Source organism: Streptomyces musisoli, from assembly GCF_016741855.1.
GTDB classification, from domain to species: Bacteria; Actinomycetota; Actinomycetes; order Streptomycetales; family Streptomycetaceae; genus Streptomyces; species Streptomyces musisoli.
The window spans coordinates 455,196-467,905 of sequence record NZ_JAERRH010000002.1 but is presented as its reverse complement, the minus strand read 5'-3'; the positions used below and the strand labels follow the sequence as shown (position 1 = coordinate 467,905).

General features: G+C 75.3%; 8 protein-coding genes. 4 read left to right on the top strand and 4 right to left on the bottom strand.

The features are described 5' to 3' along the window. Positions 1-139 precede the first annotated feature (139 nt). Entirely contained in the window at positions 140-1,504 is a 1,365-nt protein-coding gene (locus tag JK361_RS05860; RefSeq protein ID WP_201814573.1) for an FAD-dependent oxidoreductase, read from the top strand. Positions 1,505-1,562: 58 nt separating this feature from the next. On the opposite strand, the gene JK361_RS05855 is transcribed toward JK361_RS05860, so the two are convergent. Further along, positions 1,563-6,236 carry a hypothetical protein gene (locus tag JK361_RS05855; RefSeq protein ID WP_201814572.1) on the bottom strand — a complete coding sequence of 1,558 codons (4,674 nt, stop codon included), beginning with the start codon at positions 6,234-6,236 and terminating at the stop codon, positions 1,563-1,565. A gap of 158 nt (positions 6,237-6,394) precedes the next feature. Here JK361_RS05855 and JK361_RS05850 point away from each other — a divergent pair, with 158 nt between their 5' ends. Continuing rightward, the gene (locus JK361_RS05850; RefSeq protein ID WP_201814571.1) at positions 6,395-7,360 is read left to right on the top strand and encodes a DUF1152 domain-containing protein; all 966 of its coding nucleotides are present in this window, start codon (positions 6,395-6,397) and stop codon (positions 7,358-7,360) included. Between the two features lie 45 nt (positions 7,361-7,405). Here the strand turns inward: JK361_RS05850 and JK361_RS05845 are convergent, their stop codons facing one another. Next, positions 7,406-8,410, bottom strand: coding sequence for a hypothetical protein (locus JK361_RS05845; protein WP_201814570.1), 1,005 nt, complete (start codon positions 8,408-8,410; stop codon positions 7,406-7,408). Continuing rightward, positions 8,407-8,802 (bottom strand): PadR family transcriptional regulator, encoded by a 396-nt coding sequence (locus JK361_RS05840; RefSeq protein WP_201814995.1) that lies wholly within the window; start codon positions 8,800-8,802, stop codon positions 8,407-8,409. Before JK361_RS05840 ends, JK361_RS05845 begins: the two co-directional genes overlap by 4 nt. Before the next feature lie 410 nt (positions 8,803-9,212). Here JK361_RS05840 and JK361_RS05835 point away from each other — a divergent pair, with 410 nt between their 5' ends. Further along, a complete protein-coding gene (locus JK361_RS05835; protein ID WP_307787178.1) occupies positions 9,213-10,595 on the top strand; it encodes a hypothetical protein in 1,383 nt (460 codons plus the stop codon). 58 nt (positions 10,596-10,653) lie between these two features. Beyond that, entirely contained in the window at positions 10,654-10,941 is a 288-nt protein-coding gene (locus JK361_RS05830) for a DUF1232 domain-containing protein (RefSeq protein ID WP_201814569.1), read from the top strand. Positions 10,942-10,996: 55 nt separating this feature from the next. Here JK361_RS05830 and JK361_RS05825 read toward each other — a convergent pair whose 3' ends face one another. Next, on the bottom strand, positions 10,997-12,409 hold the full coding sequence (locus JK361_RS05825; protein WP_236052506.1) for a hypothetical protein: 1,413 nt from the start codon (positions 12,407-12,409) through the stop codon (positions 10,997-10,999). Positions 12,410-12,710 lie beyond the last annotated feature (301 nt).

The following is a 12,710-nucleotide window of genomic DNA, read 5'->3' as shown; positions in this document are numbered from 1 at the left end:
CGCCGCACATAAGCAACCCCTGGAAAAGCCATAAGGTCAGCTTATGAGGTCATAGACCAGACCCCCGTACCAACTTAGGGATGCCTTAGTTTAGGCTTCGTGATCAAGTCGCCCATTCACGCTCGAAGGGAACCTGATCATGCCGCGCCCCCTGCGGGTAGCCATCGTCGGAGCCGGCCCCGCCGGGATCTACGCCGCCGACGCCCTGCTCAAGTCCGACGTGGCCGCCGACCCCGGCGTGTCCATCGACCTCTTCGAGCGGATGCCCGCCCCGTTCGGCCTGATCCGCTACGGCGTCGCTCCCGACCACCCGCGCATCAAGGGCATCATCACCGCCCTGCACCAGGTGCTGGACAAGCCGCAGATCCGTCTGTTCGGCAACGTCGACTACCCGACGGACCTCGACCTGGACGACCTGCGCGCCTTCTACGACGCGGTGATCTTCTCCACCGGCGCGATGGCCGACCGTGAGCTGTCCATACCCGGCATCGGCCTCGACGGCTCCTACGGCGCCGCCGACTTCGTCTCCTGGTACGACGGCCACCCGGACGTGCCGCGCACCTGGCCGCTCGAGGCCGAGAAGGTCGCCGTGCTCGGCGTCGGCAACGTGGCCCTGGACGTGGCCCGCGTCCTGGCCAAGACCGCCGACGAACTGCTGCCGACCGAGATCCCGCCGAACGTCTACGACGGCCTGAAGGCCAACAAGGCCGTGGAGATCCACGTCTTCGGCCGCCGTGGCCCGGCGCAGGCGAAGTTCAGCCCGATGGAGCTGCGCGAGCTGGACCACTCCCCGAACATCGAGGTCATCGTCGACCCCGAGGACATCGACTACGACGAGGGCTCGATCGAGACCCGGCGTGGCAACAAGCAGGCCGACATGGTCGCGAAGACGCTGGAGAACTGGGCGATCCGGGACACCGGCAACCGTCCGCACAAGCTGTTCCTGCACTTCTTCGAGTCCCCGGCCGAGATCCTCGGCGAGGACGGCAAGGTCGTCGGCCTGCGCACCGAGCGCACCGCCCTGGACGGCACCGGCAACGTCAAGGGCACCGGCGAGTTCAAGGACTGGGACGTCACGGCCGTCTACCGCGCGGTCGGCTACCTCTCCGAGAAGCTGCCCAAGCTGCCCTGGGACATCGACTCCGGGACCGTCCCCGACGAGGGCGGCCGGGTGATCGAGGAGGGCGGCGCCCCGCTTCAGTCCACCTACGTCACCGGCTGGATCCGCCGCGGCCCGGTCGGCCTCATCGGCCACACCAAGGGCGACGCCAACGAGACCGTGGCCAACCTGCTGGACGACTACGCCAACGGCCGGCTGCACGCCCCCTCGGCGCCCGAGCCGGAGGCCGTGGACGCCTTCCTCGCCGAGCAGAACGTCCGCTTCACCACCTGGGAGGGCTGGTACAAGCTGGACGCCGCCGAACGCGCCCTGGGCGAGCCGCAGGGCCGCGAACGGGTGAAGATCGTCGAGCGTGAGGACATGCTGCGCGGCAGCGGGGCGTAAGGTCCCGGCTCATCTCCGGCCGCGGGGGCCGGCGCCGCGGCGCCGGCCCCCGCGGCGTTCAGGACCTCGCCACCCGCGCTCCCGGTCCGGCGCCCGCCGCCTGTGCTTCTTCTCCTGGCCCCGCGGCCGGTGCCTCCTGTCCGGACCCCGCCGCCTGTGCGAACAGCTCGTGCAGCGGCACCGGGGACAGCAGCCGGGTGAAGGGGCCGTACAGGAGCTTGCCCGCCCGGACCGCGCCGTGGGTGTTCAGCTTGTCGCTCTCCACGGGAAGATGGGGCGCGTCGAGGGTCTCCCATGTGCCGTGGGCGAAGGCCGTGCGCCCGGCCCTGGCCCGCCGGCCGGTCTCCACGGCCCCGACCGCCACCAGCTCCGCCTGTGCCGCCTTGTGCCGGGCGGCCGTCCAGCCGTTCCAGCGGCGGACGTTGCGGTCCGTCGGCCGGGCGAGGGCACGCAGCTGGAGGTGGAGCGCGGCGGCGTCCGCACCGACATCGAGCCGGCCCGCGACCTCGGCGACCAGACCGGGGACGCTGAGGGCGGGGTGGGCCTCGTAGCCGCCGACGGGCACGGGTGTCGCGGCCGCGCGGGCCGCCATCCGGGCCAGGCCGTCGAACAGCGCCCGGGTGCGGGTGACGTCCCGCCGGAGCCCTGGCAGATCCAGCCGGCCGCACAGTGCCAGCGCCCGCGTCACCTTCTCCGGTGCGGCGAGGGCGGCCGTACGCAGGAAGACGTCCCCGCTCGGGACCGCGACGACGAACGTTCCGTCGTCCACCGCCGTGGAGGGCTGCGAGACGGTGTCCAGGAGCGGCTGCGGGCACGGGACCACGGTGCCCGCGTAGGGCCGGAAGGCCGGATCCGCGGCGGCGGCCTCGGCCAGGGCCGGGCAGGCCGGCAGCTCGACCAGCGTGTCCGGCGCGGCGAACCATTCCCGAAGGCGCTCGTGCAGCCTCAGCGCGCCGTCGGCGGCGGGGTCGCCCACCGGCCGCTCGGTCAGGGCCCAGGCGATCACGGACAGCGTCTCGGTGTGCGGGGCCCGGTCGCGGCGTATCCACGGACCGGGTGTGCCGTCCGGCTCCGCCTGGTGCAGGTGGAGCCGGCCGCTGCGGCTGCCGACCAGGACCTGTCCGCCCGGTTCGGCCGGCGGGCGGCCGGCGGACAGGGCGCGTGCCCAGTCGGCGGGAAGGCCGAGATCCGCCTCCAGGGCGTCCGCCAGCTCCTCGTCGACGTAGGGCCGGGTGCCGAGCCGTTCCGCCCAGACGGCCGCCATGCGTTCCGCGGCCCGGACCAGGCCGTCCGCCGTCCACAGCTCGGCCGGGTCCTCCGGGAGCCCGGCGGCGAGCAGGGCGCGCCGGCCGTGGGGGCCCAGTCGGTGCCGGAATCCGTCGTACTCCGTGGCCGTGGTCCTGTTCGCCTTGTAGGGCTTGGAACGCAGCATCCTGGCGTGCTCGTGGTGTCCTTCGCGGCTCGGGAGGCCGCCGAGGGCCAGGGTGGCGACGGGGCGCCGTACCCCGGTGCGCCAGGAGAAGACGGCGAGGGCCTCCGGGGTCAGCGGGACCGGTCCCTCGCTTTCGACCAGTTCCAGCAGGCGGACGAGGCGTGCGGCGTCGTCCCGGGTGATCTCCACGGTCCGCTCCTCCTCGGTGCCCGCCGGAGCGGGGGCGGCGGCCGGCTGGAGGAAGCGGGAGAGCCCGCCGCGGGCGGGGCCGGCCGCCGTGTCCGCCCTCGATGCCGCCTCCTGCGCCGGGGCCCGGCCGGTGCGCCAGGCGCCGCCGGGTTCGGCGAAGGGCTGCCGGCTCCAGGCCCGCAGCAGGGCGTTCAGCGCGGTGCGTTCGTCCGCGGACGTGGTCTCGACGGCGGCCCGCCAGGCGACGGCGTCGACGTGCCCCAGCAGCACCTGCCATTCCGCGGGACGTGCGGGCGGGGCCAGCCGGCGGGTCTCGTCGTCGATCTCGCCGCGCAGGAAGCGGCCGTCGGCGGCGACGGCGGTCAGGGTGCCGGCGTGCGGCTGGGGGACGTGGGCCTCGTAGGCGCGCAGGTCGGGCAGGAGGCCGTTGAGGGCGGGGAGGAGAGCGGTGTCGGGGATGTCGGCGGGGAGGTCCACCACCGGGCCTGAGCGCATGATGCCGACGCGCCGGGACAGCTCCTGGCGGCGGCGCAGGACATCGGCCGCCAGCCGGGCCGCGCGCGCCACCCCGTCCCGCACCCGGGCGTCGCCGGCCTCGGGCAGCAGACCGGTGACCCGGGTGCGCAGCCCGTCGTCGTCGGGGGTGTCCAGGGCGGCGTCCAGGAGGGCGCGCACGGTCGCGCCGGAGACGGTGCGCAGTGCCTTGGAGGAGCGTTCGTCGCGTGGGGTGAGGAAGTGCCAGAACGCGGGCGGCGGCACCGGGCCGGCCGCCTCGCCGAGGGTGGGCGGATGGTCGCGGTCGCGTTCGGAGGGCGGGACGAAGCCCTGCACCTGCCACAGCAGCGAGTTGTCCGTGGCGGCGTGGCAGCGGATGGTCGTCTCGCCGACGGTGACGGCGTCCTCGCCGCCCTCGGGGAGGGCGATGACGCCCCAGGGGTGGCGGCCGAAGCGGCGGCTGCGGTAGCGGGCGGTGCGGCCGTCGACCGACTCCAGCAGGAATTCGGTGGGTGAAGGGCCTTGATAGGGGGTGCGGTTGAGGACGCGGCAGCCGACGAGCCGTCCGTCCTGGCCGAACGGGGAGGCCGGGGCGCCCTCGGGCAGCTCCGCGAGGTACTGGCCGCCTTCGAACTCCTCCATGCCCGGCGGGATTTCGCGGTCGCGGTGGAAGTCGGGCAGGGTGCGGTCGGCCGCGGGGGCGCCGGTCACGGGGTCGTGGGGCGTCCAGTTGCCGCGGGTGTGGAACACCTCGGCACCGAAGAACCGCAGGCCGTCGCTCATCTGGAAGTCGTGGCCGCCGATGCCCTCGCGTCCGCCCGGCCGCAGCACCCGCTCCCCGTCGAACCGGCCCCCGCGGTCCGGTGTCTCGAACTGGTACCCGAACCCGCCCCGGATCAGTCCGCCGTACGGCCGCAGTCCGAAGCGGTCCTCCGGGGTGAACACCTCGTGCGGCCGGTCGGCCCAGAAGGCCCCCTCGGCGGACGAGTGGCGGTCGCCGGTGTGCCAGCTGACGAGGAACTGCCCGCCGACGTAGTGGACGGCGTGCGAGGCCGACTCGTCCGGCACGCGGAACGTGCAGGTCGCACGGGTGCCCACGGGGTCGACGGCCACGGCGCGGCCGGCCCCGAAGACGGTGAGGACGGGCCAGGTGCAGGTGACGCGGAGGGTGTCGGCCGGGTCGAAGCCGCTGAGGGCCTCCTCCAGGGCGGGCCAGCCCAGTTCCTCGGGCAGCCCGGCGCGCAGCGCGCGGGCCAGCGGGCCGGTGAGATCCAGCGCGGCCAGCGCCTCCTCGATGCCGTCCAGGGCGGTGGCGGTGGGCCGGTCGAGGAGGCCGGCCAGTTCACCGACCGCCTCGTCGGCCGCGGCGAGCCCGCCGCCGCGCAACGCGCCGAGCAGGCCCTCCACGCGGGTGTGCACCTCGGCGGCGATGCCGGCGTTCGCCGGGAGCCGGGTGATCGCCGTGCCGGCGCCGCGCAGCCCGTCGTGCACGGTGCCTTCCAGGCGGCGGCCGAACACCGGGTGGGCGGCCAGGGCTTTCAGGTCGCGGCGCGACCGGTCGTCCCAGAAGGTCAGCCGCACGGCGTCGCCGGGGTCCTCGACGGTGATGCCCTCGGCGAGGCAGGCGTCCAGGAGATCGGCGTCCAGGCCCGGCCAGCGGTACCTGTCCTCGTGGATCACCACGGGTGTGCCCGCCGCGCGCAGCCGGGGGGCGAACCGGGAGACGATCTGGAGGAGTTCGGCGGGCACGGGCTGGCTCGTCACGCCTCCGTACGCCACTTTTCGGTGCCGGTACGTGCGCGTGTACCGGCGCAGCCAGCCGGCCGGGCCGCCCTCCGGATCGAGGTGGCCGCCCGCGGCCGCGTCCACGATCCCGCCGCGCAGCAGCAGCCGCAGCCAGGCCGCCGCGTCCTTGCGGGACTCCGGGAACAGGTCGAGCAACGCGGCCTGCACCCGGGGTCCTTGCGGATGGTCGCCCAGCGGTCCGGCGGCGGCCTCCAGCAGAGCGTCCGGGACCGCCTTGCCGCGTGCGGCGCCGAGGACGTGCCCCAGGATCCTGGCCTCCTCGTCGGTGCCGAGGCCGGCGGAGCGCGCGGAGGCCGCGATCCGGCGGGCGAGGTCGGCGGGGAGGTCGCCGGGTGAGGCCGCCCAGGCGGTGAGCACGCGCACGTACTCCTCGTGTGCCTCTGCGGGCGTCAGCTGCCCGGCCAGCCAGCGCTGATGGTCGCTCAGCTCCTTCACCGGCAGGGCTCCGTGCGTCGCGAGCAGCCATGCGTTGGCTCGCCGCCAGTCCGGGTCCGCGGGCAGCGCGTGCTCCTGTTCCGCCTTGCGGGCCAGTGTGTATGCCTTGGCGGCGGCGCCGCCGGGAAAGCCCAGCAGGCGGTGCGCGACCGTGTCCCAGAACCAGGGCCGGTGGGCGGGCGGCAGCCCGCTCGCCGGCCGCCGCAGCCGCTCCAGGCAGCGCCCCATCCTGGGGTACGCCGACGACACGGCTGCCGAGACCTCGTCGAGCAGGGCGACGGCGGCACTCTCGGCACCCGGGTCGTGGGACGCGACCCAGCGGGCGTAGGTCCTGGACCGGTGGGGTTCTGCGGGCAGCAGGTCGTGAGTGAGCATGTGGCGATCCTGGCACGAGCGTCCGACCTCCGGTCCGGGCCTGTGGACAACCGGCACAAGCCACCGCATCACCCCCTGTGGACCGTCGGGGCCGCGTCCGGGGCCGTTCCGGGAGAACCCTCAACGCGGCCCCGCTTACGCCCTGTTAGGGTCCTGCGATGTTCTCTTTGTCCGAACCCGCCTTCTTCACCCGCCTGCGCGAGGCCCGTCGCGTGCTCGTCGCCGGCGCCGGCGGCGGCTTCGACGTCTACGCCGGGCTCCCGCTCGCCCTCGCGCTGCGTTCGGCCGGCAAGGAAGTGCACCTGGCGAGCCTGTCCTTCGCCGACCTGTACGGCCTGGACCTGGACAGCTGGGTCGAGGAGGACGTCGCCGAGATCCGCCCGGACACCCCGCTGCGCGGTGACTACTTCCCCGAGCGTTCCCTCACCCGGTGGCTGCGGTCCCAGGACCTGCCCGACGTCGTGTACGCCTTCCCGCGCACGGGAGTCGAGCCGCTGCGCGCCGCGTACCGGGCGCTCCTCGCGCACCTCGGCGGGGTGGACGCGATCGTTCTGGTGGACGGCGGCACGGACATATTGATGCGCGGCGACGAGCACGGCCTCGGGACTCCGGAGGAGGACATGGCCAGTCTGGCCGCCGTCGCCGGGCTCCCGGAGGTGGCGCAGCGGCTGGTGGCCTGCCTGGGCTTCGGGGTGGACGCCCACCACGGCGTCAACCACTCCCTGGTCCTGGAGAACCTGGCCGCCCTGGACCGCGCGGGCGGCTACCTCGGCGCGTTCTCCCTCCCGCGCGAGAGCCCGGAGGGCGCGGCCTACCTCGACGCGGTGGCCCACGCCCAGCGCTGCCACGCGAGTCATCCGAGCATCGTGCACGGGTCCGTCTCCGCGGCGGTGCGCGGGGACTTCGGCGACGTGCGGTTCACCGAACGCACCCGGGGCAGCGAACTGTTCGTCAATCCGCTGATGGCGCTGTACTTCTGCGTCGACCTGCCCGCGCTGGCGGCCGCCGGCCTCTATCTGGACCGGCTGGAGAACACCGTGCTGATGCGCCAGATCAGCACGGTGATCGCCGAATTCCGGGAGGAGTTGCCGCGCCAGCGACCGCCCCGCGCGTTCCCGCACTGAGGTCCGGCCGGGCGGGGCGGGGCCACCGGGTGCCGGTGCGGGCGGTCAGCGCCGGACGAGGTCGCGGCCCGCGACCACGGTCAGTGCCGCGGTCAGCAGGACGAGGGCCGCCGTCTGGCCGAGGCCGCCGCCGACCAGCGCGCCGGCTCCGGGCACGTGCAGCCAGGGGTAGAGGGCGGCGACCCGCACCACGAGCACGAGCAGGCCGAGCGCGGCCAGGGCGAGGGCGGCACCGGGGGGCGTGCGGTCCATGCGCCGGGCACGCCACAGCAGCCAGCCGAGGGCGCCCACGACGAAGCCGGTGGCGGGCGCCCAGACCGTGTCAGCGGCGGCCGGCACCAGCACGATCGACCCGCCCGTCACCACGCACCCGGCCAGGAACACCAGTCCCGGGGAGCCCGCGGGCAGGCGGGCGGGGGGCGCGTCCCGGTGATGGGCGGCGCACAGGGCGAGCACCGGCAGCCAGGCCAGCAGCGCCGCCGGGGTGTCGTACCAGGGCATCCACGGCACGGCTTGGTCGTCGGCGAGCGAGCCGGCCAGCGGCCACAGGGTGGGCAGGGCCGCGGCGAGCGCGCCGTACCGGGCCGCGCGGCGGTGGTCGTGCAGCAGCGCGAAGTAGGCCACCGTCCACAGCAGGGGGAGCGTCCAGGTGAGCACGGCGACGACCGTGCCGGTCGTGTCCTGGCCGGTGAACCCGGTGAGGAACATCCGCCGTTCGTCGGCGCCCCGGGTGAAGGCCCAGGTCAGGCCCAGGGCCCGGTCCACGACCGCGGAGGTGGCCTGGAGCAGCACGGCGAACAGGGCGAACTGGCGGACTGCGGAGCCCAGGAGGGCGTACGGGCGGGGCGCGCCGGGCGCGCCGAGCCGGCAGCGCACGGCCAGCGCCGCGATGCTGGCCACCTCCCCGAGGGTGGGCCGGCTCTGGTCCTGGGTGTCGCGGTCGAGGTCCCACAGGTACGTCTCGACCATCTCCTCCTCCCGTTCGCGCCGGTAGTAGGCCGGGAGCAGGCGCAGGACCGCGCGGTAGCGGGTTTCCAGCAGTGTGGTCATGCGTAGCCTCCCGCGAGTCCGGGTGGGGTGGGGCGTTCGAGGCCGGCCGGGCCCTCGGCGGCGGGGCGGGCCGGGGTGCCGGCGCGGCGGCCCTCGGCGATGCGCCGCTTGGCGGCCCCGGCGCCGGCGGCCATCCGCTCGGCCTCCGCGTCGAGTGCCGCCACGCCTTCGTCGGTCAGCCGGTAGTAGCGCCGCAGCCGGCCCTGCTGCACCTCTTCCCGGTCCAGCACGATGAGGCCGTCCGCGGTGAGGCGGTCGAGCACGCCGTAGAGCGTGCCGACGCGCAGCTGCACCTCCCCGTCGGACAGTTCCTCCACCTCGCGCAGGATGCCGTAGCCGTGCCGGGGCTGGTCGGCGAGCGCCGTGAGGACGAAGAACGCCGCACGGGTCATGCCCTTCGCTGTCATGCGCTCAGTATATATCGGCTACCGATATATATCGCGCGAAGTGAACCGGTCAGGCGCGCCGTGTCCGCCGTCCGGGGGAAACGGGCCGCGGCGAGGCGTGGGGGGTGACGTGGGTGTGGGTGGGGTGGGGGGTGGGGGGTGAACGGGGACCGCCCCGAAGCGGATGGACGGGCGGGCCCCGTTCGCCGGACCATTGGGGGCGCGGTGCCCGGCGGCCGGGCACGGGTGAACCGCGGGCACCTGACGCGTACCGCGCACACCCCGGGCGTACGGCGCGCACCCCGTGCGCCGGTCGCGCTCCCGGGCGACGCGCGGGGCCGGGCCCCCGGGCGCCGTGCCGCACCGGCGAGCGGTGATACTGGGAGGCGCACCCGCCCCCATCAGCAGATTGGCTCATGTCGAACTCCGCCACCGACCGCGCCGCCATCCCGCAGACCCTCTGGGCGGCCCGGGGCCGCCACACCGGTCGCGCCCCCGAGGACGTCGTCCGCCGCACCTTGCGCCGGCACAAGGAGAGCGGGGACATCGACGACTTCGCCGAGCCGCCCGCCGCCGAGGATCCGTCCCGGCGGGTGTTCGAGGCCCGATGGCGGGCCGACGGCACGGTGACCGTGCGGGCCCGGCTCACCCTCGAACCGCGTCAGGACCGGCCGCAGGGCCACGAGTGGCGGCTGGTGGCGGAGGCGGAGCGGCCGTGGGACGACGCGTGGCCCTCGCCCGTCACCCTGTTCTGGCCGGAGGGCGCCTCCGCCGACGGCGACGACGACTCCTGGGATCATCACCCCACCGTTGCCGGTCTGCGGCTACGGCAGGTCAACGCCCTGCCCGAGGACGACAAGGAGATGCGGCGCCGGCTGCGGGACGCGGCGCGCGAGGCGTGGTGCGTGCATGTCGTCGTGCACGAGGCGATGACGCCGGACGAGCGCGGCCGGCTGCCGCTGGCGGCGCTGCTGCCGCCCGGTCTGCGCCACCGTGTGGTCGAGCACCGGGCCGCACCGCAGCAACTGCGGGGCGTCAACTGGGCGCTGAAGGACCTCGGCGTGGAGGTGCCGCGCGGCGGCGCGGTGCTGCTGCCGCCGGACCCGGCGCCGGAGGGGTACGACGGCCGGGAGCACCGCGTGCGCAGCGTCTTCCTGGACGGTTCGGAGCCGTCGGAACTCGTCGCGGCGCTGCGCCGTTTCGTCGCACTGCCCCGGCCGCTGCCGCGGGACGCCGGGGAGGCACTGACGGATCTGCGCGAGAACTGGACCCTGCTCACCCTCCAGGAGGAACTGGAGCGCGAGCGGCGGCTGGTGGCGATGTACGCCGAGGCGCTGGAGGCCATGACGAAGTCCCGGGACCTGTACAAGCACGCTGCCGAGCAGGCCCTGGAGGCGCTGTCCGCGTACCGGGACGTGCCCGCGCCCGCCGTGCCGCCCCAGCGGCCCGGCCCCCGGACACCGGGCGCGCTCCAGCAGTTGACGCGTACCTTTGAACGGCTGAGGTTCACTGCCAAGGGCCGGCAGCAGCCGGAGTCCGCCACGGACGCCACGCCGGACGGCACCGTGCGCAACGGCACGCCGGACGGCGCCGTGCGGGACGGTGACGACCGGAGGGGCGCCGTGCGGGACGGTGACGACCGGGCGGGTGCCGTGAGGGACGGTGACGACCGGACCGGTGCCGTGCGGGACGGTGACGACCGGAACGGCGCCGTGCGGAACCGAACGCCGGACGGTGACGTGCGGGACGGTGACGACCGGGCGGGTGCCGGCGGCGACGCGCCCGAGGGCTCGTCGTAGTCGTTCCCGTCCCACCCGGACAAGGAGCGCGGACAAGGAGCGCGGACAAGGAGCCAGGATGGACACGACCACGACCCTGCTGGTGATCGCGGCCTGCGTCGCGGCGGTGCTGCTCGCCGTCGCCGTCGGTCTGCTGGTACGGCTGGTCCGGACCCGGCGGACGCTGCGGCGGGCAGGGCTGCCGACGGGCCCGCGCTGGGTGTTCTGGGGCGCGGTCGCCTATCTGCTGCTGCCCGCCGATCTGCTGCCGGACCCGGTCTACCTGGACGACATCGGCGTCCTGATCCTCGCCCTGCGGAGCCTGCGCTCCGCAGGGCCGCTGCCGCGGGGGACGACCGAGGCCTGACCGGCTGCGGCATGCCGCACCACGCGCCCGGCCCCGGCCCTACGGCCCCCTCCGCTCAATGCACGCCGTCGCGTGGGGCGTTGGCGGGGGCCAGGCCGGTCAGCAGGACCGACAGTGCCCCGAGGGCGGCTGCCGCGGCCGCCGGGCCGGCCAGCCAGGGCGGCGCCAGGGTCGCCATCTCCAGCCGGGCCGGGTCGGGCAGGCCGAACCGTCCGCCGAGCACGTGCCCCGCGGCGAGCACCGCCGTCACGCCGACGGCGGCCGTCGCGGCGACGAGGCGGGCCGAGGCCGCGCGCGCCGTGAGGGCGAGCGCCAGCAGGCCGCACAGCGCCGAGGCGAGCAGGGTGGCCCCGAGGACGCCGTGGGACAGCCCGCTCCAGTAGCGCGGGACGTGGGCCAGCCCGCACAGGAGCACGAGCAGCGCGGCGCCCCGGGCGGCCCACACGCAAGCGACCGTGGCCTGGCCGTCCGCGGCCCGCTCACCGGCCACCTGACGCTGCCTCGGCTGCCGCTTCTTCTGCGGCCGTTCCTTGGCGGGCCGCTCCCCCGCGGGCCGGATCCGCAGGGCCGCGGCGATCGCCGGTACCGGGGCGGTGGGCGCGGACCAGGAGGGGCCGACGGGCTCGGAATCCGCCGGCTCGGCGCGCGCCGGCTCGGGGCGGGCCGGCCCTGCCCCCATCGGCTCGACACCGGACGACCCCACACCGGTCAGCCCGAAACCTGCGGGTCCGATTCCCGCCGGCTCCCGATCCGGCGGATCGGGCAGGCGCCGCTCGGACGCCTCCCGGTCGGCGGTCAGCCGGCCGATCAGCTCGGCCAGCTCCTCGACGGGCCGGTGGACGGCCACCGCCCGTACGGCCTCCTCCCAGCAGTGGGGCTCCACCGGTCTGCGGTGCAGCAGCTCCATCAGCCGGGAGACGTCCTCCAAGGGGCGGCACTCGGCGGCGACACGGATCGCCTCGTCGGCGCTGTCCGTCTCCCGGGGCGGCTTGGTCAGCAGCGTCACCAGGCGGGTGAGGTCCTCCACGGACCGGTCGACCGCCACCGCGCGCAGCGCGTCGGCCTTGCTCCGGGCGTGCTCGGGCGAGCCCTCCAGCAGGGTGATGAGCCGAACGACGTCCTCCAGCGGACGGTCGGCGACGGCCGCGTGGACCAGGCCGCGCAGGGGATCGTCCGACTTGCGAGCAGCCGACTCGGGATCAGCCTGCTGGACACCACCCGATGCGGGATCACCCGGCCGGGGACCACCGGACTCGGGATCACCCGGCTGGGGACCTCCCGACTGGGGATCAGCCGGCCGGGGACCATCCGATGCGGGATCGTCCGCCGGCTGGGGGTCGGGAAGTCCCTCGGGGGGCCGCAAGGGCCACAGCAGCAGCTGCGGGGACGGAGTGGCGAGGCCGGTGGCGGCCGGTGCCGGGGCTATCAGCGAGTCGTCGGGACGGGTGGACGAAGGGCGGGTCGTCATCTCGGCTCCAGGAGAGGCGTGCGACCGCACCTGCGCCCCCGCACACGGTCGCGGCGTTACGGAGTCCATTACTAGGAGCGGGTCCGGGGCCCCGCCACTCGGGCGGGGCACTGGTGTGAGCCGACCGGGCGCCCACCTTCGCCGCCCCGGCCGTGGCCCGCCCCCCGCCTCCCGGCCACACGTCTCCGGTCCCGTGAGCCATACGGGTAGGCACGCGCCCCCACCCCCGGCTACGCCACTCCGGTCCCCGTAAGCGGAACACGGACGGGCACGCCCCCTCCTCCCATCCACACGTCTCCGA